The 21,447-nt window shown below is 61.7% G+C and carries 16 protein-coding genes, 1 tRNA gene and 2 pseudogenes; 12 read left to right on the forward strand and 7 right to left on the reverse strand.

What is annotated here, in order from left to right; genetic code table 11:
- Window positions 1–55: 55 nt before the first annotated feature.
- From ACVIYL_RS25515 to ACVIYL_RS25550, 8 genes and pseudogenes are all read left to right on the forward strand, one after another.
- Window positions 56–1,339: an MFS transporter gene (locus ACVIYL_RS25515; RefSeq protein ID WP_456780147.1), complete on the forward strand. Its 1,284-nt coding sequence runs from the start codon at window positions 56–58 to the stop codon at window positions 1,337–1,339.
- Window positions 1,340–1,467: 128 nt separating this feature from the next.
- Window positions 1,468–2,661 (forward strand): pyridoxal-phosphate-dependent aminotransferase family protein, encoded by a 1,194-nt coding sequence (locus ACVIYL_RS25520; RefSeq protein ID WP_456780148.1) that lies wholly within the window; start codon window positions 1,468–1,470, stop codon window positions 2,659–2,661.
- A 48-nt stretch (window positions 2,662–2,709) separates the two neighbouring features.
- On the forward strand, window positions 2,710–3,507 hold the full coding sequence (locus ACVIYL_RS25525) for an enoyl-CoA hydratase/isomerase family protein (RefSeq protein ID WP_157345163.1): 798 nt from the start codon (window positions 2,710–2,712) through the stop codon (window positions 3,505–3,507).
- Window positions 3,508–3,759: 252 nt separating this feature from the next.
- Complete coding sequence (locus tag ACVIYL_RS25530; protein ID WP_456781889.1) at window positions 3,760–4,737, forward strand: Bug family tripartite tricarboxylate transporter substrate binding protein; 978 nt, start codon at window positions 3,760–3,762, stop codon at window positions 4,735–4,737.
- A gap of 135 nt (window positions 4,738–4,872) precedes the next feature.
- Window positions 4,873–5,748, forward strand: a complete 876-nt coding sequence (locus tag ACVIYL_RS25535; RefSeq protein WP_456780149.1) for an S-methyl-5'-thioadenosine phosphorylase — start codon at window positions 4,873–4,875, stop codon at window positions 5,746–5,748.
- 41 nt (window positions 5,749–5,789) lie between these two features.
- On the forward strand, window positions 5,790–6,890 hold the full coding sequence (gene mtnA / locus ACVIYL_RS25540; RefSeq protein WP_456780150.1) for an S-methyl-5-thioribose-1-phosphate isomerase: 1,101 nt from the start codon (window positions 5,790–5,792) through the stop codon (window positions 6,888–6,890).
- Window positions 6,891–6,966: 76 nt separating this feature from the next.
- Window positions 6,967–7,510 (forward strand): annotated as a pseudogene (locus ACVIYL_RS25545) (tripartite tricarboxylate transporter TctB family protein).
- A gap of 22 nt (window positions 7,511–7,532) precedes the next feature.
- Window positions 7,533–9,050, forward strand: coding sequence for a tripartite tricarboxylate transporter permease (locus tag ACVIYL_RS25550; protein ID WP_212058627.1), 1,518 nt, complete (start codon window positions 7,533–7,535; stop codon window positions 9,048–9,050).
- Window positions 9,051–9,339: 289 nt separating this feature from the next.
- Here the strand turns inward: ACVIYL_RS25550 and ACVIYL_RS25555 are convergent, their stop codons facing one another.
- A complete protein-coding gene (locus tag ACVIYL_RS25555) occupies window positions 9,340–9,882 on the reverse strand; it encodes a hypothetical protein (protein ID WP_212058626.1) in 543 nt (180 codons plus the stop codon).
- Window positions 9,883–10,364: 482 nt separating this feature from the next.
- On the opposite strand from ACVIYL_RS25555, the gene ACVIYL_RS25560 reads away from it, so the two are divergent.
- A tRNA-Glu gene (locus ACVIYL_RS25560) sits at window positions 10,365–10,437 on the forward strand.
- A 261-nt stretch (window positions 10,438–10,698) separates the two neighbouring features.
- Here the strand turns inward: ACVIYL_RS25560 and ACVIYL_RS25565 are convergent.
- From ACVIYL_RS25565 to ACVIYL_RS25590, 6 genes are all read right to left on the reverse strand, one after another.
- Complete coding sequence (locus ACVIYL_RS25565) at window positions 10,699–10,929, reverse strand: hypothetical protein (protein ID WP_456780151.1); 231 nt, start codon at window positions 10,927–10,929, stop codon at window positions 10,699–10,701.
- 228 nt (window positions 10,930–11,157) lie between these two features.
- Entirely contained in the window at window positions 11,158–11,664 is a 507-nt protein-coding gene (locus ACVIYL_RS25570) for a hypothetical protein (protein ID WP_456780152.1), read from the reverse strand.
- 116 nt (window positions 11,665–11,780) lie between these two features.
- The gene (locus ACVIYL_RS25575; protein ID WP_411784443.1) at window positions 11,781–12,164 is read right to left on the reverse strand and encodes a hypothetical protein; all 384 of its coding nucleotides are present in this window, start codon (window positions 12,162–12,164) and stop codon (window positions 11,781–11,783) included.
- Window positions 12,165–12,515: 351 nt separating this feature from the next.
- On the reverse strand, window positions 12,516–12,908 hold the full coding sequence (locus ACVIYL_RS25580) for a hypothetical protein (protein ID WP_456780153.1): 393 nt from the start codon (window positions 12,906–12,908) through the stop codon (window positions 12,516–12,518).
- A gap of 903 nt (window positions 12,909–13,811) precedes the next feature.
- Window positions 13,812–15,005, reverse strand: coding sequence for a CaiB/BaiF CoA transferase family protein (locus ACVIYL_RS25585; protein ID WP_411784442.1), 1,194 nt, complete (start codon window positions 15,003–15,005; stop codon window positions 13,812–13,814).
- A gap of 131 nt (window positions 15,006–15,136) precedes the next feature.
- On the reverse strand, window positions 15,137–15,439 hold the full coding sequence (locus tag ACVIYL_RS25590; protein ID WP_225647034.1) for a hypothetical protein: 303 nt from the start codon (window positions 15,437–15,439) through the stop codon (window positions 15,137–15,139).
- Between the two features lie 200 nt (window positions 15,440–15,639).
- On the opposite strand from ACVIYL_RS25590, the gene ACVIYL_RS25595 reads away from it, so the two are divergent.
- From ACVIYL_RS25595 to ACVIYL_RS25605, 3 genes and pseudogenes are all read left to right on the forward strand, one after another.
- A complete protein-coding gene (locus ACVIYL_RS25595) occupies window positions 15,640–19,056 on the forward strand; it encodes a M10 family metallopeptidase C-terminal domain-containing protein (protein WP_456780154.1) in 3,417 nt (1,138 codons plus the stop codon).
- A gap of 276 nt (window positions 19,057–19,332) precedes the next feature.
- A pseudogene (locus ACVIYL_RS25600) lies at window positions 19,333–19,413 on the forward strand (tripartite tricarboxylate transporter TctB family protein); the annotation flags it as partial.
- Window positions 19,414–19,891: 478 nt separating this feature from the next.
- Window positions 19,892–21,445 carry a lipopolysaccharide biosynthesis protein gene (locus ACVIYL_RS25605; RefSeq protein WP_456780155.1) on the forward strand — a complete coding sequence of 518 codons (1,554 nt, stop codon included), beginning with the start codon at window positions 19,892–19,894 and terminating at the stop codon, window positions 21,443–21,445.
- Window positions 21,446–21,447 lie beyond the last annotated feature (2 nt).

Here is a 21,447-nt window from a genome sequence, read left to right on the forward strand (position 1 = left end):
CGGCATCCGCAGCGCAACGAACTCAGAACAATCGCGGATCGGGGGAGGGGATGATATGAGGCTTCGGTTCAAGGCCACCCATGTCGTGTTGGCCATGCTCTGCGTGATGTACTTCATCACCTATGTGGACCGGGTGAACATCGGCACCGCGGCCGGCGAGATCCAGAAGGAGCTCGGCCTGTCCAACACCGAGCTCGGTCTCGTGTTCTCGGCCTTCGCCTATCCGTACCTGCTGTTCCAGGTGATCGGCGGCTGGGTCGGCGATCGCTTCGGGCCGCGCCAGACCTTGTTCTGGTGCGGCATGATCTGGGCTGCGGCGACCATCATGACCGGCTTTGTCCATGGCCTTGCCGCGCTGTTCGTCGCGCGTTTCGCGCTGGGGTTCGGCGAAGGCGCGACGTTTCCGACCGCGACGCGCGCGATGCAGTACTGGACGCCGGCGAACCGCCGCGGCTTCGCGCAAGGCCTGACGCATTCATTCGCGCGGCTCGGCAATGCCATCACCCCGCCGGTGGTCGCGCTGCTGATCCTCTGGCTGACTTGGCGCGGCGCGTTCGTCGTGCTCGGTGTCGTCAGCCTGATCTGGGGCATCGCGTGGGTCTGGTACTTCCGCAACGAGCCGCGGGACCACGGCTCGATCACCGCGGCCGAGCTTGCGACCTTGCCGCCGCGGCCGAAAGGCGAGCGGCCGAAGGTGCCGTGGGGACCGCTGCTGCAGCGGATGTGGCCGGTGACGCTGACCTATTTCTGCTACGGCTGGTGTCTGTGGCTCTATCTCAACTGGCTGCCGCTGTTCTTCAAGAACAACTACAGCCTTGATCTGAAGAACTCGGCGCTGTTCGCATCCGGCGTGTTCTTTGCCGGCGTCCTCGGCGACAGCATCGGCGGCATCATCTCCGATCGCATTCTCGAGCGCACCGGGAATGTACGGCTGGCGCGACTCAGCGTGACGGTCGTGGGCTTCGCCGGCGCGCTGCTGTCGCTGATGCCGATCCTGTTCGTCCACGACATCACGGTGGTGGCGCTCTGCCTGTCGGCCGGCTTCTTCTGCGCCGAACTCGTGATCGGGCCGATGTGGTCGATCCCGATGGACATCGCGGCAAAATATTCCGGCACCGCCGCGGGCATCATGAACACCGGCTCGGCCTTCGCGGCCATCGTCTCGCCGCTGGTCGCCGGATTCGTCATCGACGCCACCGGAAACTGGTACCTGCCGTTCCTGATGTCCATGGGACTGCTGCTGGTCGGCGGCTTCTCGGCGTTTCTAATGCATCCCGAGCGGCCGTTCGAGGAGACGAACGAATCGGTGGTGCCGGGCAAGGTGGTGGCCGCCGAATGAGGCGCTGCCGGCCCGGCGGAGCGCCGTCAGATATGCATGACGGACCCCCGCCGGGCCTAGGACAAACCCGGCGAATAGTGATATGCGAGCGGCTCACCACGACTAAGACGAGACCGGGAAAGACGCTCATGACCGTGCATACTGGAAGGCATTTTCTGCAGATTCCGGGACCGACCAACGTGCCGGACCGGGTGCTGCGGGCCATGGATATGCCGACCATGGACCATCGCGGTCCCGAGTTTGCCGAGATCGGTTTTGCCGTGCTTTCTGCGATGCAGCGTGTGTTCCGCACCAAGCAGCCCGTGATCATCTACCCGTCGTCGGGGACCGGCGCCTGGGAGGCCGCGATCGTCAACACGCTGCAGCCCGGCGACAAGGTCCTGATGTGCGAGACCGGGCAGTTCGCGGTGCTGTGGCATGGCATTGCCGACAAGTTCAAGCTCGACGTCGATTTCATCGCGGGCGACTGGCGCCACGGCGCCGACCTCGAGCAGATCGAGGCCAGGCTGTCCGCCGACAAGGCGCACAAGATCAAGGCGGTCTGCGTGGTCCATAACGAGACCTCGACCGCTTGCGTCACCTATCCGCGCGACGTCCGCAAGATCCTCGACACGCTGAAGCATCCGGCGCTCTTGATGGTCGACACCATCTCCGGCCTCGGCTCGCTGGAATATGAGCATGATGCCTGGGGCATCGATGTCTCCATCGCCGGCTCCCAGAAGGGCCTGATGCTGCCGCCCGGCCTCGGCTTCAACGCCGTGTCGGAGAAGGCGCTCGCCGTGGCCAAGGCCAATCCGGGCATGCGCTCCTATTGGGATTGGCAGGAAGTCATCAACATCAACAAGGCCGGCACCTGGCCCTATACGCCCGCCACCAACCTGCTGTTCGGCCTGCGCGAGGCCGTGAAGATGCTGGAGGAGGAGGGCCTTGAGAACGTCTTCACCCGCCACAAGCGCCACAGCGAAGCGACCCGCGCGGCGATCAAGGTCTGGGGCCTCGAGACACAGTGCCAGGAGCAGGGTGCACACTCGCCGGCGCTGACCGCGGTGCGGGTGCCTGACGGCCACGACGCCGACCACTTCCGTAAGGTCGTGCTGGAGAATTTCGACATGTCGCTCGGCACCGGCCTCAACAAAGTCAAGGGCAAGGTGTTCCGGATCGGGCACATCGGGCACTTCAACGACCTGATGCTGATGGGCACGCTGTCCGGCGTCGAGATGGGCCTTGATCTGGCCAAGGTGCCACATCGCAGCGGCGGCGTGCTGGCCGCGATGGAGGTCCTGAAGGGACGCGACGCTTCGCAGTCGAAGGCTGTCGCTTAAAAAGGCTGTCGCCTGAAATCGAATCGCAAACAACAGAAAGAGCGAGACATGAACGCGCCCGTCACTTCGACCGAAGACCTGATCTATTCCGTCGAGGACGGGATCGCGCGCATCACGTTCAACCGGCCGCAGGCGCGCAATGCGCTGACCTTTGCGATGTACGAGCAGATGGCCGCGATTTGTGAGAACATCAATCAGGATCACTCCGTCAAGGCGCTGATTATGACCGGCGCGGGCGACAAGGCGTTCGCCTCGGGCACCGACATCTCGCAGTTCCGCGCGTTCAAGACGGCGCAGGATGCGCTCGACTATGAGGCGCGGATCGATCGCGTGCTGGGCACGCTCGAGCAGTGCCGTGTGCCTGTGATCGCGGCGATCGCCGGCGCCTGCACCGGCGGTGGCGCCGGCATCGCCGCCTGCTGCGATATCCGGATCGGCACCGAGGCGACGCGGATCGGCTTCCCGATCGCGCGCACGCTCGGCAACTGCCTCTCGATGTCCAACATCTCGCGGCTGGTGTCGCTGATCGGTCCGGCGCGGACCAAGGATCTGATCTTCAAGGCGCGTCTCGTCGAGGCGCCCGAGGCGCTGGCGCTCGGGCTGTTGAACGAAGTCGTCCCCGATGTGGAGACGTTGCAGCGCCGCGCCACCGAGACGGCGAAGCTCGTCGCGGGCCACGCGCCGATCACGCTCGAAGTGACCAAGGAAGCGGTGCGCCGCATCCGCCGCACGCTGTCGCGCGAGGAGGGTGAGGACCTGATCCTGCGCGCCTATATGAGCGAGGATTTCCGCGAGGGCATGGACGCCTTCCTCAACAAGCGCGCGCCCAACTTCAAGGGCAAGTAACGGTCGTCCTGGATTCCTGGCGGAAAGCGCGCTTTTCGCATTGATCCCCGTTGTCAGAAAGCTGGGCCCGAGACGGACTCCGCGCTGTTTTGATTGTTGGTCCTGAGCGTCCCCACCTCATTCCAAAGTCATAGGCCATGCGGCAGTTCGCGGCTTGAACTCACGTTCATTCTCGGCACAATGCCGCGAGCCCTCCACCTCGCAGGTTTTGCCAAGCCGAACAAATAGATAGGGAAGAAACACGTGGGACAGATTGTAAAAACCACGGCTGCAATCGCGGCCCTCTTGCTGAGCACGCCCGCCTTTGCCGGCTGGGAGCCGAGCAAGCCGGTCGAAATCGTGGTCGCGGCCGGTGCCGGCGGCGCCTCCGACCAGATGGCGCGCATGATGCAGGCGGCGATCCAGAAGAACAATCTGATGAAGCAGCCGATGGTGGTGTCGCTGAAGGGCGGCGCGTCGGGTGCGGAAGCGCTGATGTACATGAAGTCCAGCGAGGGTGATCCCAACAAGGTGCTGATCGCCTATTCGCTGATCTACATGCTGCCGCTGTCGGCCAAGATCCCGTTCAACTGGCGCGACCTCACCCCGGTGTCGGTGATCGCGCTCGATCAGTTTGTGTTGTGGGACAACGCCTCCGGTCCGAAGACCGTGAAGGAGTTCATCGCTGCCGCGAAAGCGGCGAGCGCGCCGTTCAAGATGGGTGGCACGGGCTCCAAGCGCGAGGATCACGTGCTGACCGTCTTCATGGAGCAGAAGACCGGCGCAAAGTTCTCCTACCTGCCGTACAAGTCCGGCGGCGAGGCCGCGACCCAGCTGGTCGGCGGCCACACCGAGTCCAACGTCAACAATCCGAGCGAGAACCTCGAAGTCTGGCGCGCCGGACAGGTTCGCGCGCTCTGCGTGTTCGACAAGGAGCGCATCTCCTACAAGACCAAGGTCACCGACACGCAATCCTGGAACGACATCCCGACCTGCAAGGAAGAGGGGCTCGACGTGCAGTATCTGATGCTGCGCGCGATGTTCCTGCCGGGCAAGGTCACGCAGGAGCAGCAGGCGTTCTATGTCGACCTGTTCCAGAAGGTGACGCAGACGACGGAATACAAGGACTACATGGAGAAGCAGGCGCTGAAGCCGATCTTCCTCACCGGCAAGGACATGGTCGAGTTCCTCGAGGATGACGACAAGCAGAATGCGTCGCTGATGAACACGGCAGGGTTCGTCGCGAAGTAGCGGTCGCGGTTCGGAATTGCCTTGCAAGCGGCTGCGGCGCAGTGATTACTGCGCCGCAGTATGGCCGAACGTCCGGCGAGCCCGATCGGGCTGGGTCATCCCGCCGGCGCCGTTGCGGGGCCGTGAGGAGCGATCATGACCAAAGCCGTGTTGGGGATCATCGGTGGATCCGGCATCTACGACCTGCCGGGCCTGGAAAATCTTCGCGAGGAGGCGATCACAAGCCCCTGGGGCGAGCCGTCCGCGCCGCTCCGCCGCGGCGAGATGGCGGGACTCCCGATCGTATTCCTGCCGCGCCACGGCCATGGACACGCGCTGTCGCCGTCCGACATCAACTATCGCGCCAATATCGATATGCTGAAGCGGGCGGGGGTCACCGACCTCGTCGCGCTGTCCGCGTGCGGCTCGTTCAAGGAAGAGCTGCCGCCGGGCACCTTTGTATTGGTCGACCAGTTCGTCGATCGCACCCACAAGCGCGAGAGCTCGTTCTTCGGCAAGGGCTGCGTCGCGCATGTCTCGATGGCGCATCCGGTGTCGCCGTTGCTGGCGAGGCATCTCGCCGCCGCGGCCGAGGCCGAAGACATCGCGTTCGCCCGCGGCGGCACCTATCTCTGCATGGAGGGGCCGCAGTTCTCCTCGCTCGCCGAAAGCCTGACCTACAAGGCGCAGGGCTATTCGGTGATCGGCATGACCAACATGCCGGAAGCCAAGCTCGCCCGCGAGGCCGAGATCTGCTACGCCAGCGTCGCGATGGTCACTGATTTCGATTGCTGGCATCCGGCGCATGATGCCGTGACGGTGCAGGACATCATCCGCGTGCTGAATTCGAACGCCGAGAAGGCAAAGGCGCTGGTCGCGCGGCTGGCACGGGATTTCCCGCGCGAGCACGAGCCGTGTCCGGTCGGTTCGGATCGGGCGCTTGACACCGCGCTGATCACGGCACCCGCGGCCCGCGATCCGCAGCTGCTGGCCAAGCTCGATGCAGTCGCCGGACGGGTGTTGCGGTCGTGAAGAAGTCCTCTAGCGAGCGCGCGACGCGAAGGGCGTAGGACATGAAAGTCGATGGACGACATTTTCGCAGCATCTGGCTCGAGCCCGACGGCTGGTCGGTCGGCGCGATCGATCAGCGCCGGTTGCCGCATGAATTCATCGTCGCCAAACTCACCACTGCGGACGAGGCCGGCGAGGCGATCCGCTCGATGCTGGTTCGCGGCGCGCCGCTCATCGGCGCGACCGCAGCCTATGGCGTGGCGCTTGCGATGCGCGCCGATGCGTCGGATGCGGCGCTCGAGCGCGCCGGCAAGATGCTGCTTGCGACCCGGCCGACCGCGGTCAATCTGAAATGGGCTGTTGACGAGATGCAGCGCGCGCTGGCGCCGCTCGCGGCTTCGGCCCGGGCCGAGGCGGCCTATGCCCGCGCGCGCGAGATCGCCGATGAGGATGTCGAGATCAACCGCGAGATCGGCCGTCACGGGCTCGGCCTGATCGAGACGATCGCCGCGACCAAGAAGCCGGGTGAGGTGGTGAACGTCCTGACGCATTGCAACGCCGGCTGGCTTGCAACCGTGGATTGGGGAACGGCGACATCGCCGATCTACCAGGCGCATGATCGCGGCATTTCGGTCCATGTCTGGGTCGACGAAACGCGGCCGCGCAATCAGGGCGCTTCGCTCACCGCCTGGGAACTCGGGCACCACGGCGTGCCGCACACCGTGATCCCCGACAACACGGGCGGCCATCTGATGCAGCATCGCATGGTCGATCTCGCGATCGTCGGGACCGATCGCGTCGCTGCCAATGGCGACGTCTGCAACAAGATCGGGACCTATCTGAAAGCGCTCGCGGCCCACGACAACAGCGTGCCGTTCTATGTTGCGCTGCCGTCACCGACCATCGACTTTAGTATCGATGACGGTGTCAGGCAGATTCCGATCGAGCAGCGCGCGGCCGCCGAGGTGACGCATCTCACCGGGCGGACGGCGGATGGACGGATCGAGACCGTGCGCGTGGTTCCGGACGGCTCGACCGTCGCCAATTTCGGCTTCGACGTCACGCCGGCGCGGCTGGTGACCGGATTGATCACCGAGCGCGGCGTTCTCAAGCCGGAGCGTGCTGCACTTGCGAGCGCCTTTCCCGAACGTTCCACCGTTTAGCTGAAGGCTGCATTGACGGTGGTTGCATCAGCACGCTATCCCAATCGTTGCCCTCGCAACCCAGACCGTCTCATCCATGTCCAATACCGAACTTGAGATCGTTGTCGACGATCCGACCGCACCTGAAGATAACTCGCCGGCGGTCGTCAGCACCGGCGTCGTTGATGTCGTCGTGTCGCTGCTTCTGCTTGCGCTCGCCGTGGTGCTCGGCTGGGACAATTGGCGCACCGGTGCGTCGTGGGACTCGACCGGGCCGCAGCCGGGCTATTTTTCCGTTCTACCTCTCGGTCATCCTCGGCGGTGCCAGCCTCTATGGTCTCGGCGCGGCCTTCCTCTCGCGCCGGGAAGCCGCCGAGACCTTTGTCACCCGGTCCCAGCTTCGCCGGGTGATGGCGGTGTTCGTGCCGACATTGCTGTTCTGCCTCGCCACCCAATATCTCGGCCTCTATGTCGCGAGCTTTCTCCTGATCGCAGGCTTCATGCGCCTCGTCGGCAAGATCGCGCTGTGGAAGTCGCTGCTCACCGCCTTCGTCTTCACCGCCGTGATGTTCGTGACCTTCGACATCGTCTTCGACGTCATCATGCCGAAGGGACCGCTCGAAGCGGTTCTCGGCCGCTAGCGAACCGACAGGATTTCGAAACATGGAAGCCTTCGGTCTCCTGCTGCACGGCTTTGCCGTCCTTCTGACATGGAAGACGCTGCTCTTGATGATGGTCGGGCTGGTGCTCGGCATCTTCGTCGGCGTGCTGCCCGGGCTTGGCGGCCCCAACGGCGTCGCGATCCTGCTGCCGCTGACCTTCACAATGGATCCGACCTCCGCCATCGTGATGCTGTCCTGCATCTACTGGGGTGCGCTGTTCGGCGGCGCCATCACCTCGATCCTGTTCAATATCCCGGGCGAGGCCTGGTCGGTCGCGACCACCTTCGACGGCTATCCGATGGCGCAGCAGGGCAGGGCGGCCGAAGCGCTCACCGCGGCGTTCACCTCCTCCTTCGTCGGTTCGCTGGTCGCGGTGCTGCTGATCACGTTCCTGGCGCCGATGATCTCGTCGTTTGCGCTGAGGTTCGGCCCGCCGGAATTCTTCGCCGTCTATCTCCTGACCTTCTGTTCCTTCGTCGGCCTCGGCCGCGAGGCCAAGCACAAGACGGTCATCTCGATGTCGCTCGGGCTACTGCTCGCCGGCGTCGGCATGGATACGGTGTCCGGGCAGCTGCGCATGACGTTCGGCTCCGCGGAGCTCCTGCGCGGCATCAACTTCCTCGTCGCGGTCATCGGCCTGTTCGGCATCAGCGAGATCCTGCTCACGATGGAGGAGCGCCTCGCGCTGCGCGGACACGCCGCCGGCATCAGCCTGCGCGTCGTGCTCTCGGTGTGGAAGGACCTGCCGAAATACTGGGTGACGCTGCTGCGCTCGTCGGTGATCGGCTGCTGGCTCGGCATCACGCCCGGCGGCGCGATCGCGGCCTCCTTCATGGGCTACAACCTTGCCAAGCGCTTCGCAAAGGATCAGGAGAGCTTTGGCAAGGGCCGGATCGAGGGCGTGTTCGCGCCGGAGACCGCCGCGCATGCCTCAGGCACCTCGGCGCTGTTGCCGATGCTGGCGCTCGGCATTCCCGGTTCGGGGACTGCTGCGATCCTACTCGGCGGCCTGATGGTGTGGGGCCTCAACCCGGGGCCGCTGCTGTTCGTCGAGCACAAGGATTTCGTCTGGGGCCTGATCGCCTCGATGTATCTCGGCAATGTCGTCGGCCTGGTGCTGGTGCTGACCACGGTGCCGATCTTCGCCTCGATCCTGCGCGTGCCGTTCGCGGCCGTAGCCCCGATGATCGTGGTGTCCTGCGCGATCGGCGCCTATGCGATCCAGAACGCGATGTTCGATATCTGGCTCATGCTGGGCTTCGGCGTCGTCGGCTATGTCTTCAAGAAGATCGGGATCCCGCTCGCGCCGTTCACCCTCGCATTGGTGCTCGGCAACCGCGCCGAGGATGCGTTCCGCCTTTCGATGATCGGCTCCGGCGGCGACATGAAGGTGTTCTGGTCGAACGGACTGGTCGGCTCGATCACGACGTTGGCAATCGTGCTGCTGTTTTGGCCCTTGATCGATGGTTTGGTCGGCCGTGTCAGTTGGAGGCAGCGGAGCAAAACGGAGACACCATGAGAACTGAATTAGATCAGTGTCCCAGTTCTCTTATGTCGCGATAGTCTTATCCAGGCGCCTCGTCATTGGTTCCAAATGTTCCGCTGCGCGATGCCGGCCAGGCCTTGGTGCGTATACTCCCCATGGAATTTTTATTTTTCACGACGTTCCACGTGCGCGTCGGCGTCCTATCGGATCATAAACGAGCAACATCACGCGGATCGCTGGCAGAAAGGGGGGCGCGACCAAGGCAAACAGTTGGATGCCCATGGTGACGGTGTTTATCAAAAGGATATGCGCCCGAAACGAGTTATACAGAAGTTGCTCGAGCGGAATCGTCGAGAAGAAGTTGACGCCAAGTCGATCGGCCGAGGCCAGCAGCGTGTAGGTCGTATTGGTTGTAAGGCAGCTCAACGGCCCTCCGTCGAGAGACAATTTTCGCAACGCCGGAATAGAAGTAATTCGCGAAGTGAATCGCGCTTGCTGCCATGATGAGCGACGCTAAAATCGAATCCCGATAGTGCCTGAGGCTCGGGAGCAATCTTATGATGGTCGCAATGACAAGGGTACCAGACAGGAGGAACAGCGCTGACTCCTGCAGCGTCATCTCTTCGTTCCAGCCGAACGGAAAGCCGAGAACCGAAGCAAACGCAAAACGATACCAGCCGCAGGCGCAAATCGGCAGAATGTAGCCGGCGGGCCGCCACCATCCGACGATGCCGCCGCCGATCGCCACCGAGGGAAGGACGTAAATTGCCATCCATTGTTCGGTCGACAGCGCAGGGAACGTGATCGAGTTTGGCATCACTTGCGACATTGTGATGATCGTCAGAGCGGTGCCGAGAAAGCGCACGAGCAGCCTTACGGGAAAGGAAAGCTCGGCAGCCTTGACAAAGCTGAACGCAAGGAAATGCGCATCCTCCGACCCATTGTTGAAGACTTGGGGCAGTTAGCGCTCCGCTTGCTCCAAGTTTCGAGTTGCGCTTCTGAAATTGCCACTTCCAATTCTCCTAGGTCAAAAAGCCTCTAAGTTGCGCGTCTACTCGCTGGCAGAGTCTCGCCCACGATCCCAGAGCTTGCCGAGCTTTTCCATATTCGCCTCGAGCAGGTCTGTTGCCATTTCGGGCTGGGTGTATTTCGCGTTGATACGGATAAGGGGCGCACCGCGAAACAGCACACGGCTTAGCTGCCCCATTTCCACAACCCTTTTGTGCCAATACCATCAGAATTGGGGGCCAGTTCTATGGCCCTCTTTTTTCCCGATCCGCAATGGTAAGCGGCCCTGCTGTTAACCGGTTCATCCAGGTTCGAATCCTGGTCGAGGAGTCGATGCATGCAGCCATCGTCTATCGGTTAGGATGCCCGGTTCTCAACCGGTCGACACGGGTTCGCGTCCCGTTGGCTGACGTGCAGGCCGGCGCTGCCGGCGTCGTGGAGCGCGCTGTTGAGCGCCGTCACGGCGCCCATCACCTTTCGCGATGCTGCCTTACTGTTCTGGCGTTGCCATCTCGATCTCTCCTGACTTCGTTCAATGGAAGGACGCTCGGCCGTGAGACGCGGTGTTCGATTCACCCAGTCAGGACCTCTCTTTGGGAGTGTCGTCTAGTGGTAAGGCACCGGCTTCCAAAAAATGGTTATGTGGGTTCGATTCCTACCGCTCCTGCCAATCTCATAGTCCCGGACCAGGTCGCGGCGCCGGCGCCTTCCGGACCATCGCGGCCATCTTGTCCAGCCAGGCCCGCCGCTCCTCGATCTCCCGCTTGATCGAGGCGAACTCATCGGGGGCCTCATCATCGCCGCGATAGCCGTAGTTCGTCACGGAGGCAGCTGGCCATGATCGGCCGCGCCTCGGCGGACGTGGGCGCAGGATGTGATCGACGAAATCTTTAATTGCAGTCACATTGGTATGTCGGTTGCGCCGAGAGAGTGCATCATGTCGAGCAATCCATCGCCCGTCAAAAACGGGGGCGACATGATGTGCCGACCCGCTTCCCTTAGCTAGCCGGGTTTTCTACGCACGGTGTCGCCCGACCGGAATGTCTAAAGCGGGTTTCTAAATTCCCGATCATACATCCTGCCTCGCTGCGCTTCTAGCGGTGCGGTTAATGCTTCGCTTCGATATTGACCTTCAAGAATGGGAATGGATCTTTTCTAGCAGCCAGAAGATCCAGGGTTTACGCGGTGGAATTCTAATCGACTGGAACGGGTCAGCAGCTGCCGGTTCTACAGCGCGATATATGCGGCCATTTGTGTTTGGATTACTGTTGTCGCTTGTCGAGAAATAGAGAAAAACCCAATCATCCTTCCGGTAGGAAAACCGACCGTGTCCTATGTCTCCAATTTCGATGTCCGCGCAGTGGGCCGGCCCGAGGGGACGGCCATCCTCGGTCAGTTCAAGTCGCGATTGGTGGGGTGCTTCAGCGGTATCGGCTATTGCTCGCGAAACGGATGGCTGGTAGCGCCAAGCGTAGCCGCCATAGTGCTCGAACGGCCCGTACATGATTGTTGGATCGGTGGGCGATAGAGTGTCCAGATAGAGCCCGATCGGGATGTATATGACCAGCACCGCGGCGAGCGCGTGCCATTTGTTGATTTTCAGTATCCGCGTCGTCACGTCCTGAAGAGGAGGGCCCACAGGATTTCCAGAGTGGTCTGTAGACGAAAGGCTTTGAAGCGTCGGATCAAGTGCCCTGAAAATGGTCTGCCCCGAAGTTCTTCAAGCGTGTTCATGATCCGTGTCGTCATCTGGTGCTATGCAAGCTGCGCGATAAGCCAAGTCAGATACGTTGCGCCGACCGGCGGGAAGAGCATGGCAGAGCTCTTCAATAGAACGCCGGCGCATGTGACCCCACTGCACATTTCCCAGTTAGAAAATAAAAATTGTCCTGCCGCAAATAATCCAACTCCGAAGGAAAGTGTCGCTCGCTCGTCCGTTCCTATGGTCGCGTCTGAAATGACGTCAATAGTCTCTCGGACACTATGCTCCAGGAACCACCAAGCCGGCCAAAAGAGTACGCACAAGGTCTGGCGTGCACCTAAGCGTCCTTCGTGCTTGCGGTAGAAGTGCCCCGCCGTGGCCAGTATGCCCAGCGCGTAGATAAGGGAAAATGGCGCGAGCAGCTTGAATGAAGGCATTGTTTTCCACCCCTTGAACAACAATAACTTTGGTCTATCAACACCTGCGCCGGTGGTCCCGTATCCGGCCCGGATTGCTCGTAGCACGATGCAACTTAGAGAAGCATCTCCGCGACGAGAACGGAAAAAATGGCAATTTACTCGCCCCGGTCCCGTTGAGTGGATAGCAGGCGCGGCAGTGGCGCCATCCGGGGGCGCGGCGCTGCAGCTTCCCCGTCTTCCCAAGTCTTCTCCGATCGCTTGTGCTGGGCCGCGGCAATAGACCCTATCAGCACCAGCGCGAGGCCCGCGGCGATCATGAGAGCCGGAACCATCTTCTCCCAATCAAAAAGCAGGGCACTCACTTGATAGCTATTTGGCATCATTTACGGCTTGCGCCCTCGCTTGAAGGCCGAGCAATTGAGCTTGGATCATGCTAATGCGATTGTTGACCTCTGCAATCAATTTGTAGGTTCGGTCCAACTCAATGCTCTGCTGGGCTAGCCGCTGTTGCTCAATTCGACGCAGCTCGAGTGTGGCATCTATCGCTGTCGAGCCCAATTGCCTTCGCTGCACCTCAGACAAGCCAATCGAGATGATATTAATAACGACGGCAGCAGTAACGATAGCTCGCGTAGAAATTGTCATGAACAGTTTCCTTGCCCGAGGCAGAAGATGCGCAATGACGGCAATCGAAGGCAGCAAGCCGATCAGATAGACCACAGCGAACGGTGTGAGCCGGTCGACACCAGCGCTGTATGACATACCGTGTAATTTTAGAGAACGACACCTCAATCAGGATCTCGCCGTGGGGGAGCCTTATCGAGTGACCGCCGGGTACCTCCGTAGAGTTGAAACGACTCCGACAAACCCTGCTCGCGGCCCTCGCGAAAGGCAAATCGATATGTCGCCCGGACGCACAGTGCGAGGATCAAAATCGAAATTGCCGCGAGAATGAGCCAAGTCATCATGCAGGCCAGCCAATGGTAAGGCGTCGACCAACGTCGACGGCAGCTCGAACATAATAGCGGTGAAAGAGTTTTTTGAATATAAGGACTCCTATCCCTTGGCGGAGGCGGTCACTACCGTATTTTTACGGTGAATCAGTGAGCGGGAGTAAGCGTATGAGTGGGCGTGCGACTACTCGAAAAGAGTTTTATTATTGGGCATCGTTGTTGTTCAGTTTCTCTCCGCTCTGGATTCTTGTGGGACTTCTTATCTTTTTCAAATGGTGATTTCTATCTAGTCCGCAGACCCTCTGGTATGCGACCGGTGGTCTCGCTGTTGGGGAGCTCAAGTATTCGTCCGCGGTCAACCTTGGGATCCAAGTCTTCGGGGCGGATCTCGGCGGCACGACTCCGTTCGGCGCGTTCAGCTTTTCAATCGGTGCGGCGGTGAGTAGCACCGATACCCGAGTCGGTTCGATCGGGCGTCGAGCGTAAGTTCACCCGGAATTGGTCGGCGAAGCTCGAATACGCATTTCGGAAGTAAGACTTACTTCGTCGGAACCGCTAACCAGGCGGACGTCAGCTTTCCACAATCATATTCTGCGTGTCGGCTTCAACTATGCGTTCACTCCAACACCGGTCGTTGCAAATACTGAGCTGCGCAGCGCGAACTCCCTTCGATGCCCGACAATCTGCCGGGCATTGTTGTTTCTGACCTGGCTCACACCACCTTGGCGTCCCTGAGCTTGGCAATCTCGTCGGAGCCGAAGCCGAACTCTTTCAGCACCTCGTCGGTCTGTTCGCCGAATTCCGGCGGCCGCACCACCATCTTGCTCGGCGTGCGCGACAGCGTCACGGGCTGGCCGACCAGGCGGATGTGGCGGTCTTCATCGTTCGGCACGTCTTGCGCGATGCCGAGATGCTTAACCTGCGCGTCCTCGAACATCTGGTCGATGGCATAGATCGGCCCGCAGGGCACGCCGGCCTCGTTGAGCTCGCGGACCCAGGTCTCGGTCGACTTCGTCACGGTGCACCTCTCGATCTCGGCGTTGAGCGCGTCGCGGTTTTTTGAGCGGGCAGAGGCCGTCGCGTAGTCGGGATGGCCAAAGAGCTCCGGCGCACCGATCGCCTGCGCGCAACGCTCCCAGATCCGCCCACCCGTGGTGGCGATGTTGATGTAGCCGTCCGAGGTCTTGAACACGCCGGTCGGGATGCTGGTCGGGTGGTTGTTGCCGGCCTGCTTGGCCACCTCTCTCTCCATCAGCCAGCGCGCGGCCTGGAAGTCGAGCATGAAGATCTGTGCCTGGAGCAGCGAGGTCTGCACCCACTGGCCCTTGCCGGAGACCTCGCGCTCGAGGAGCGCGGTGAGAATGCCCATGGCGCAGAACAGGCCCGCCGTGAGGTCGGCGACGGGAATGCCGACCCGCATCGGCCCTCCGCCCGGCGCGCCGGTGATCGACATCAGCCCGCCCATGCCCTGCGCGATCTGATCGAAGCCCGGCCGCTTGTGATAGGGGCCGTCCTGGCCGAAGCCGGAGATGCTGCCATAGACGATGCGCGGGTTGATCGCGGCGAGGCTCTCATAGTCGATGCCGAGCTTCCTCTTCACGTCGGGGCGGAAATTCTCGACCACGACGTCGGCCTTGGCGGCGAGGCGCTTGAAAACGGCGAGCCCGCGATCGTCTTTCAGGTTCAGCGTCATGGCCCGCTTGTTGCGGTGCAGATTCTGAAAGTCGGAACCCCGCCGGGGGCCGCCCGGCTGCTCGCCACCGGCATCCTCGGTCAGCGCGTCGATCTTGATGACATTGGCGCCCCAATCCGCGAGCTGCCGCACGCAGGTCGGCCCGGAGCGGACCCGGGTCAGATCGAGCACGGTTAAACGCGACAGGGCTTCCGAGGCATGCGGAAAGGGCATTGTGAAAGGGCTCCGGGACAGATTGCGGGCCTACCATAGCGCCGAAAGACCCTGCGGCAAGCCTGGGCCAGCGCGGATGCCGCCTGTCGAAATGCAATGGCTGGCGCGGTTTGCTGCGCTGCGTGAAGGGATCAGCGCGACAGGCGCTTCAGTTCCGAGCGCGCCTTCTCGGCCAGCGGGTCATCGCCGTAGCGCGCAATGAAAAGCTCAAAGGCCTCCCGCGTTCCTTTCCGGCGGGCGGCTTCGTATTCCTCGGCCACCGCGGCAGCAGGATCGCGGGCCATTGGCATGGTGGGCGAGCGTCCCGCCTTGCCGCTGTCATCCGCATTGGCCTTCTCCACCATGACGGGCAGTCCTCCGAAGGGCGTGTGATTGTATCCGGCGAGCGCCGCAAGGGCGCCAAACAGGCCGGCCGCGAGTGAAGATCGTTTCATGAAACCCTGCAAATTACCGGCGCCGCGGGAACCGAGGTTCTTGCTTGCGCCTCGTATGAGTACGGGGTTTGATAGCTAACCGCGCATTATGGCAGAGGTCCGGGCGCTCTCGCCGCATTTAAACCAAACGTTCAACTCTCTAGCTAGAATCATCTGTTAACGCCTCGCATCGGATGGGCTTGCTGCTTCGGAGTTTCCCTTTGGCTACCGCTGTCACGGTCACCAAGACCAACGACGCCGACATAGACGGCCTGCTGTCGGGCTACAAATGGTCGGGCCCGATAACCTATAGTTTCCCGGATTCGCCCAGCGACTACGCCAATCCGTACGCTGGCGGCAACAGCGAGCCGAACACGTCGGGCTTTGCCTCGGCGCCGACCCAAATGCAGGCTGCGATCAACTACGCCATTGGATTGATCAACGGCTACGCCAACGCCAACATCCAATACGCGGGCACGAACGGCGCCGACATCATGATCGCGCAATCGCCGTCGGCTAACCCGACTTCCTACGCCTACTACCCCGGCAATTATGCGTCCGGCGGCGACATCTGGTTCGGGACCCAATACAATTACTCGCTCGCCAAGCTTGGCAACTACTATTTCACGACCGCGCTCCACGAACTCGGCCACGCCGTTGGTCTCAAGCACAGCCAGGAGACCGGCGGAGTTGCCAACGTGGCCGTGCCGAGCGCACATGACGACAGCGAATACACCGTCATGAGCTATCGCAGCTATGTCGGGGCGTCCGCGACGAGCGGCTACACCAATGAGGCCTATGGATATCCGCAGACCTTTATGGCCAACGATATCCTCGCGCTCCAGACGATGTACGGCGCGAACTTCACGACCCAGAGCAGCAACACTGTCTACACCTGGAATCCGACCACGGGGCAGGAGTTCATCAACGGTGTCGGGCAGCTCGCGCCCGGCGGGGGCGTCGGCGGCTCGGCCAACCGGATCTACGAGACTGTGTGGGACGGCGGCGGCGTCGACACCTACGATTTGTCGAACTACACGACGAACCTGAGCATCAACCTCAACCCCGGTGCGTCGTCGGTATTCTCCTCCGTTCAACTGGCCTATCTCGGCGATGGCCATTACGCATCGGGCAACGTCTACAACGCCTATCTCTATAACGGCGACGCGCGTTCCTACATCGACAATGCCAACGGCGGGTCCGGCAACGACACGATCTTGGGCAACGCAATTGGCAACGTCCTGAACGGCGGCTCGGGCAACGATACGATCACCGGCGGCGGCGGCAACGACACCATCTTCGGCGGCTCCGGCACCGACACCGCTGTGTATTTGGGCAACAGGGCGAACTACACAGTTAGCTACAACGCAAGTTCGCAGACCTTCACGATAAGCGACCAGCGCGCCGGTTCACCGGAGGGCATTGATAACGTCACTGGCGTTGAGTATTTCCAGTTTGCCGATCGCACGATCGCGGGCTCCTCGGTGATCCCGCCGATCGTCATCGAAGCCGCCGGCTCGACCAAACTGGACCAGATCGGCAGCAACTATTTTCTCGATCCGGTCAGCGGCGGTACGGGCCCATCAGTCAAATATGCCGGGACGCCTTTTGATGCATCCACTCAGGTCGGAGCCTGGACGCCGATCGGGGCGGAGCAGACGGCAAACGGATATCAGATTGCGTGGAAGGTGATCGGTTCGGATCAGTACTTGGTCTGGAACGCCGACAGCAACGGCAACTATGTCTCCTCTGCGACCGCGGTTGTCTCAGGGAGCAGTACAATCCTTGAAGCATTTGAGAGCAGCTTCCATCAGGACCTCAACGCCGACGGCGTGAGCGGCATACCTGCGGCGAGCGTAACCGTGGTCGAAGCCGCCGGCTCGACCAAACTGGACCAGATCGGCAGCTACTATTTTCTCGATGCGGTCAGCGGCGGTACGGGCCCATCAGTCAAATATGCCGGGACGCCTTTTGATGCATCCACTCAGGTCGGAGCCTGGACGCCGATCGGGGCGGAGCAGACGGCAAGCGGATATCAGATTGCGTGGAAGGTGATCGGTTCGGATCAGTACTTGGTCTGGAACGCCGACAGCAACGGCAACTATGTCTCCTCTGCGACCGCGGTTGTCTCAGGAAGCAGTACAATCCTTGAAGCATTTGAGAGCAGCTTCCATCAGGACCTCAACGCCGACGGCGTGAGCGGCATACCTGCGGCGAGCGTAACCGTGGTCGAAGCCGCCGGCTCGACCAAACTGGACCAGATCGGCAGCAACTATTTTCTCGATCCGGTCAGCGGCGGTACGGGCCCATCAGTCAAATATGCCGGGACGCCTTTTGATGCATCCACTCAGGTCGGAGCCTGGACGCCGATCGGGGCGGAGCAGACGGCAAGCGGATATCAGATTGCGTGGAAGGTGATCGGTTCGGATCAGTACTTGGTCTGGAACGCCGACAGCAACGGCAACTATGTCTCCTCTGCGACCGCGGTTGTCTCAGGAAGCAGTACAATCCTTGAAGCATTTGAGAGCAGCTTCCATCAGGACCTCAACGCCGACGGCGTGAGCGGCATACCTGCGGCGAGCGTAACCGTGGTCGAAGCCGCCGGCTCGACCAAACTGGACCAGATCGGCAGCTACTATTTTCTCGATGCGGTCAGCGGCGGTACGGGCCCATCAGTCAAATATGCCGGGACGCCTTTTGATGCATCCACTCAGGTCGGAGCCTGGACGCCGATCGGGGCGGAGCAGACGGCAAGCGGATATCAGATTGCGTGGAAGGTGATCGGTTCGGATCAGTACTTGGTCTGGAACGCCGACAGCAACGGCAACTATGTCTCCTCTGCGACCGCGGTTGTCTCAGGAAGCAGTACAATCCTTGAAGCATTTGAGAGCAGCTTCCATCAGGACCTCAACGCCGACGGCGTGAGCGGCATACCTGCGGCGAGCGTAACCGTGGTCGAAGCCGCCGGCTCGACCAAACTGGACCAGATCGGCAGCTACTATTCTCTCGATGCCGTCAGCGGCGGTACGGGCCCATCAGTCAAACATGCCGGGACGCCTTTTGCTGCATCCACTCAGGTCGGAGCCTGGACGCCGACCGGGGCGGAGCAGACGGCAAACGGATATGAAATTGCTTGGAAAGTTTCGGGCGCCGATCGGCATACCGTTTGGAACACGGACAGCAGCGGCAACGCCATCTCGGATACTATTGGTGTGGTGTCCGGAAGTAGCGCCGCGCTGGAACACTTGGAGCCAAATGTCCAACAGCACTTGGATGGCAACGGAGTGATTGGCATTTCCACGCTTATGATTGCTGTAACCGGCCAGACATCGGTGACTCCATGTCCTGCATCGCAAGGGGCCTGGATCGCAGCTAGCAATGATAGTTTCGTATTTCACCGGGACATCGATGGGGGCGGTGTAGTGAATGCCGGAAGCGCGGAAATTGTCGCACCTGATGGATTTTCTTTGGTTACTACCTGTAAACAGCTGATGGAGCTCTTGCACGAAACGCCGAGCGATCAATCCCACGCCATGTCCGAGTTAGGGAGCGATTTTCATGATGCCGTCATGGGGCGGGATACAACCAACGTACGTATGGCCGACCTGAACACGGGCTACTTCATTGTCCATTACTGAACCGCTGCAGTTTTGAGAAGCAGCGTTCGATCACGTGACGCTCGGCATGGAGAGGCTTGTTGAACGGATGTTTGATTGCCCATGAGGGGGCACGATGGCTTGTGTGCCTTTTGCGCCGATGGCGGATCGCAACGCATCCGAATCGTAGGTCGCATCGCCGTCAGCACATTGGCTGAGAGCCCCTCGATGAGCGGTTGGGCTTGAGGCGCTTCGCCAGCTTGACCTGCCGTTAGGCCGATGGCCGTTCTGCTGCGCGCGCTCGCGTCAGCGCGCGGCTACGACAATTGGCGTACAGGCGCGTCCTGGGATGCGACCGGGCTCGAACCCGGTCACTTCTCGTTCTATCTCTGCATCATCCGGCAGCCTCTACGGCCTCACGGCGGTCCTTGCGCGGCGGCCGAGAGACCTTCGTCACGCGCGCAGGCCCGCCGCGTGATGACGGTGCTCGAGCTGACGCACGCAGTGAGCCCGGAACGTGCCTGGGTCAGATCGAGCATGCCGAAGCCCGACAGGGCTCGGGATGTGGCGGAAAGGGCATTTAGATACCTCTTGTTTGAACGGGCGGTTTTGGGTCTGTGCTTATCTGCTTTAGAATTTAGACAGGCCTTTCCAATTGTTGCTTGAACGACAAGCCAGGCCGCAAGCAACCAGCCATGGTTCCGTGGAGATCGGCTCGTGCCTTTGCTGCGGCCCTGGCCTGGTCCCACGGCTCCCCGCCGTCTGCCAACCCTCGACAATCACCGCGCCGGCTGCTAGCCCGTCGTCATGCCGAATGGGTTTTGCCCTTACGGAAGAGGCACTTGAGGCGTATCGGAGCGATGGACCGAAAGCGGGCATGGCGGTGAAAAAGGGTCCATCCCATCTGCTCGGTAACTCGGCATGGAACGCGACCGCCTTCGCGGTTGCGGTGCTGCTGAACCTCGCGATCCTGCCGTTCGTGATTTTCCGGCTCGGTCTCGCCGCGTTCGGCGTTGCGGGTCTGGTGACGGCCTGTGTCGCGCCGGCGCTGATGTTCAGCAATGCGCTCGGCCTTTCGACGGCGCGGGAGCTCGCGCAAAGGCTGGAACCGTCCGACCACGACCAGGCGCGGCGATTTTTCGCGACCGCTCTCGCGCTTGCCATCGTCCTCGGCGGCCTGATCGCGGCGTTGCTTGCCTTTGCCGGCGCGCCGCTCGCACGGCTGGGATTCCACCTCGGCGGCCCGGCTGCTGACGACCTCGGGCTCGCCTTCGCATTGGCCGGCGTTGGTTGGCTGTTCCAGTGCCTGTTCGCCGTCTTCCTCTCGCTGTTCACGGCGCGTCAGGACTATCGGCGGATCGCGTCGATCAGCATCACGGGCACGGTGGTGACGACGATGTCGATGCTGCTGCTGATCCCGCACGCACCGCGCGCCTCGACCTTCATCGGCTGTCAGGCCTTGGGCTTCGCAACCAATCTCCTGATGGTCGTCGCCTGGTCGCGACGCGCAATCAGTGACTGGCTGGCACGGCCGGCGCTCGATCGCGGCGCGTTGCGTGCACTGGTGAAGCTTGGCGGCTGGCAGGTCGCGGCGCAAAGCGGCGCGCTGTTCGCAGGCCAGGCGGACCGTTATCTGCTCGGCGCGCTGCTGCAGCCGCAATTCGTCGGCTTCTACAGCGTCGCGCAGCGGCTGGAGGAGGCTGTCTATGTCGGTGTGCTGAAGATCGGCGAGATCTTGTTCCCGTTCTTCAGCACCCTGCAGAGAGAGGATGACGATCGCAAGGTCGACCTCCTGCTTCGCTCGTCCTGGATTCTCAATGTGCTTGCTGCGAGCGCGCTGGGTGCCCTGATCCCGGTCGCAGGCGCATTGCTGCATCGATGGACCGGCGCCGAGGTCGCCGCCGAGGCCCAGCTGGTGCTGGTGGTGCTTGCGATCAGCGGAATATTGGGGTCCAGCGCCAATGTGTTTGCGTTCTATCTGCTGTCGCAGGGGCGCTCCAGTTCCAACGCGCTGATCTCGCTCGTCACGGGCATCTTCACGCTGGCGACCAGCGCCATTGCGCTGCCGTATTTCGGCTGGCAGGCGGCCGGCTGGAGTTCCTGTGTCGGGATGGTTGCGCAGATGGTGATCACGGTGCTGCTGTTGCGGCGTACCTTCAGGCTTTCGGGGATGTGGTCACGGATGCTGCATTTCGTCCTGATCCCGCTCGGGACGGGGATCGCCGTTGCGCTGGCGCTGCGCTCGCAGCTCGGCCATGTGTCATTCGACCAGGCGCCGTCATGGTGGTATGTGGTGTCGCTGTACGGTATGTCGGCGGCGGCGATCTTTGTTGCCGCCGTTGCCGTGTCGCAACTGGGTCCCTACCGCGCCGTCTGCTGGCGCGATCTCCACGTCATCATCACTCGCTTCTTGCCCTTCAAGGCCGTCTAGAC

This window comes from Bradyrhizobium sp. USDA 3315 (assembly GCF_054056795.1).

Bases quoted from the DNA above. Each gene is read 5' to 3' on its own strand.
- ACVIYL_RS25580 (WP_456780153.1), bottom strand. From the start codon at position 12,908: ATGTCATACAGCGCTGGTGTCGACCGGCTCACACCGTTCGCTGTGGTC.
- ACVIYL_RS25590 (WP_225647034.1), bottom strand. From the start codon at position 15,439: ATGAAACGATCTTCACTCGCGGCCGGCCTGTTTGGCGCCCTTGCGGCG.
- ACVIYL_RS25520 (WP_456780148.1), top strand. From the start codon at position 1,468: ATGACCGTGCATACTGGAAGGCATTTTCTGCAGATTCCGGGACCGACC.
- ACVIYL_RS25535 (WP_456780149.1), top strand. From the start codon at position 4,873: ATGACCAAAGCCGTGTTGGGGATCATCGGTGGATCCGGCATCTACGAC.
- ACVIYL_RS25605 (WP_456780155.1), top strand. From the start codon at position 19,892: ATGGCGGTGAAAAAGGGTCCATCCCATCTGCTCGGTAACTCGGCATGG.
- ACVIYL_RS25550 (WP_212058627.1), top strand. From the start codon at position 7,533: ATGGAAGCCTTCGGTCTCCTGCTGCACGGCTTTGCCGTCCTTCTGACA.
- mtnA (WP_456780150.1), top strand. From the start codon at position 5,790: ATGAAAGTCGATGGACGACATTTTCGCAGCATCTGGCTCGAGCCCGAC.
- ACVIYL_RS25515 (WP_456780147.1), top strand. From the start codon at position 56: ATGAGGCTTCGGTTCAAGGCCACCCATGTCGTGTTGGCCATGCTCTGC.
- ACVIYL_RS25575 (WP_411784443.1), bottom strand. From the start codon at position 12,164: ATGCCTTCATTCAAGCTGCTCGCGCCATTTTCCCTTATCTACGCGCTG.
- ACVIYL_RS25585 (WP_411784442.1), bottom strand. From the start codon at position 15,005: ATGCCCTTTCCGCATGCCTCGGAAGCCCTGTCGCGTTTAACCGTGCTC.
- ACVIYL_RS25525 (WP_157345163.1), top strand. From the start codon at position 2,710: ATGAACGCGCCCGTCACTTCGACCGAAGACCTGATCTATTCCGTCGAG.